The sequence below is a fragment of the Kistimonas ophiarachnellae genome (assembly GCF_057552235.1).
The window spans coordinates 1-885 of sequence record NZ_BAAJPA010000053.1 but is presented as its reverse complement, the minus strand read 5'-3'; the positions used below and the strand labels follow the sequence as shown (position 1 = coordinate 885).

The 885-nt window shown below is 57.9% G+C and carries 1 protein-coding gene; it reads left to right on the top strand.

Annotated features, from left to right (window positions below; all coding sequences use genetic code 11):
* The coding region (locus AC27K1_RS21585) for an Ig-like domain-containing protein (protein WP_487152861.1) at positions 1–885 on the top strand (885 nt) is incomplete at both ends.

Here is an 885-nt window from a genome sequence, read left to right as displayed (position 1 = left end):
ACCGACGACACGGACCTGGATCACAATGACAACCCCGCCAACTTCAGTCTGGATAGCGTGGAGATCGTTGATGGAGACGGGAATCCCGTCACGGGTCAGGGCACGGTCAGCATCGTCAACAACCAGCTGCAGTTTATACCGGGTACGGATTTCGACAGCCTTGCCAGTGGTGACACGGCTACTGTCACTGTCCGCTATGTGATGTCCGATGACGAAGGGGCTACCTCTGAGTCAACAGCGACCATTACGGTGACCGGCACCAACGATGCGCCGGTGGCGACAGCCGATACCGCCACAGGCCATGAGAATGAGACCCTGACCATTGACGTACTGGCCGACGACACGGACGCGGATCACAACGATAATCCGTCCAACTTCACTCTCGACAGCGTGCAGATCGTCGATAGCAACGGGAATCCCGTCACGGGCCAGGGCACCGCCAGCATCGACAGCAACCAGTTGCAGTTTGTCCCCGGCAGTGACTTTGATTACCTGGCCAGTGGTGAAAGTGCGACAGTGGTAGTGCGCTACGTGATGTCCGATGACGAAGGCGTCACGTCTGAATCAACGGCCACCATCACCGTGACCGGTACCAACGACCGACCGGTAGCCGGGGCTGTCACTGCCAGTGCCGAAGAAGACGGAGCATCCGTGACCGCCAGTTTCAGCGTCACGGATGCGGATCTAACGGATGCTCACAGTTTCACTATCCTGACCCTGCCGTCTGAAGGGGCTGTGGTGAACAACGGCAATGGCACTTTCACCTTTGACCCCGGTACTGATTTTCAGGACCTGGCGGAGGGAGAATCACGACAGGTAACGTTTACCTACGAGGTCGTGGATGATTCCGGTACGGGCAATGCCGTCAGTGAGCCGCAAACGGTA